The sequence below is a fragment of the Pseudoxanthomonas sp. LH2527 genome (assembly GCF_022539275.1).
Classification (GTDB): domain Bacteria; phylum Pseudomonadota; class Gammaproteobacteria; order Xanthomonadales; family Xanthomonadaceae; genus Pseudoxanthomonas_A.
Genome location: NZ_JAKZBW010000059.1, coordinates 1 through 2092, shown reverse-complemented (window position 1 = coordinate 2092; position 2092 = coordinate 1). Strand labels below are relative to the sequence as shown.

The following is a 2092-nucleotide window of genomic DNA, read 5'->3' as shown; positions in this document are numbered from 1 at the left end:
GTCGTCGTCCATAGGGTGCACCCGGAGGCGCGGGGCGAGTTTAGCAAAGGGCCAGCGGGCCGAGGCGTGAAGCTGAACGCGGCATTCGGCCAGGGCCGGCCCGACTCGCGGGCCCTGGCACCGGACGGGCTGTCCGGGACCGTCATGAAACCGTCATAATTCCGCCCCTAGAAGCCGTCCATCCCGTGACGGTGAGACCGCCCGATGTTCTCCCTCCAGACGATCTTCGGCTCCGGCCAGCAGTTCTACACGCTGTTGGACGAGGCCGCCCAGGCTGCCCACGACAGCACCAAGGCCCTGCACTCGATGATGAAGGCCACCGACCGCCAGCCGGCGCTCGATGCCTTCAAGCTGGCGCGCCTGCGCGAGCGCGCAGCCTCGGACAAGATCGGCAAGGCGCTGGTGGACAGCTTCATCACCCCCATCGAGCGCGAGGACATCGAGGCGCTGGGTTCGGCGCTGTACAAGATTCCCAAGCAGGTCGAGAAGTTCGCCGACCGCTATTCGCTGGCCATCCAGCACCTGGACGGCATCGACTTCGCGCCGCGCGCGGCGATGCTGGAACAGGCCGCCAGCGTGGTGGTCGAGATGGTCCACGACATCCGCAAGATGAACATCGATCGCATGACCTCGCTCAACGAGAAGCTGCGCGCGATCGAGAACGAGGCCGACCGGCTGATGCTCGAGCTGTACCGCGACATCTATTCCGGCCGCCTGGACCACCTGCAGATGTTCCTGCTGAAGGAGTTCTTCGAGATCCTGGAAAAGGCCATCGACCGCTGTCGCGAAGCCGGCGTGGTGGCGTACCAGATCGTCCTCAAGAACAGCTGACGGGTCGCGTCCATGCTTACCCTTGTTCTGGTGGTGATCTTCGCCGCGCTCGTCTTCGAGTTCATCAACGGCTTCCACGACACCGCCAACTCCATTGCGACCGTGGTCGCCACCAAGGTGCTGTCGCCGGGCCAGGCGGTGATGCTGGCGGCCGGCATGAACCTGATCGGCGCACTGATGGGCACGGCCGTGGCCAAGACCATCGCATCCGGCCTGGTCAACACCGACGTGGTGCAGGTGACCTCGCAGGTCATCCTGTGCGCGCTGCTGGGCGGAATCGTCTGGAACCTGATCACGTGGTGGAAGGGCCTACCGTCGTCGTCGTCGCACGCGCTGATCGGCGGCCTCTGCGGCGCCGCGCTGGCCGCCGCGCACAACGACTGGGCCGCGCTGATCTGGTCTGAATCGCTGGGCGACTGGACCAAGAACAAGGGCATCCTGTGGAAGGTGGTGCTGCCGATGGTCACCTCGCCGCTGGCGGGCTTCCTGCTCGGCATCCTGGTGATGGTGGCGTTGTGGGGGCTGATCGCGCTGCTGTCGCGTGCCGGCGGCTGGCTGGGCCGGCTGGCGCGCCCGCACTTCGTCAACAAGTTCTTCGGCAAGGCGCAGATCCTGTCGGCGGCCTACATGGGCTACGCGCACGGACACAACGACGCGCAGAAGACCATGGGCATCATCGCGCTGACCCTGTTCGGTGCCGAGGCCAGCGGCGCGCTGGACGACCTGCCGGGCTGGCTGGCCTTCCTGCACCCCGGTGCGGCGGGCGAGCAGGACATCGCCATGTGGATCGTCATCACCTGCGCCATCGTGATGGCGCTGGGCACGGCGTCGGGCGGCTGGAAGATCATCAAGACGCTGGGCCACAAGATGGTGAAGCTGCACCCCATCAACGGCTTCGCCGCGGAAACCAGCTCGGCCACCATCCTTACCGTGGCCGCGCATTTCGGCATGCCGGTCTCCACCACGCACAGCATCTCCACCGCCATCATGGGCGTGGGCTTCGCCAAGAATCCGCGCGCGCTGAAGTTCAGCGTGATCGAACGCATCCTGTGGGCATGGGTGCTGACGATTCCCGCCGCGGGCGGCATCGCGTACGGCCTGCTAAGGCTGCTTGAGGCGATCGGGTGGGCCTGAGAGCCGGGAATGGGGAGTCGGGAATCGGGAATCGCAGAATCAAAAGCAACAAAGGGCGCGTCTTCGACGCGCCCTTTGTTTTTGGTGCAGGTGTAGGTAAGGAAAGACAGGGTGCCAACTATTCCCC

At 65.5% G+C, this 2092-nt stretch carries 2 protein-coding genes; both read left to right on the top strand.

Features of this window, described 5'->3' with window-relative positions:
* Positions 1 to 204 precede the first annotated feature (204 nt).
* Positions 205 to 831: a pit accessory protein gene (locus MMG85_RS18360; protein WP_241047344.1), complete on the top strand. Its 627-nt coding sequence runs from the start codon at positions 205 to 207 to the stop codon at positions 829 to 831.
* 12 nt (positions 832 to 843) lie between these two features.
* A complete protein-coding gene (locus MMG85_RS18355; protein WP_055935957.1) occupies positions 844 to 1965 on the top strand; it encodes an inorganic phosphate transporter in 1122 nt (373 codons plus the stop codon).
* The last annotated feature ends 127 nt before the right edge of the window (positions 1966 to 2092 follow it).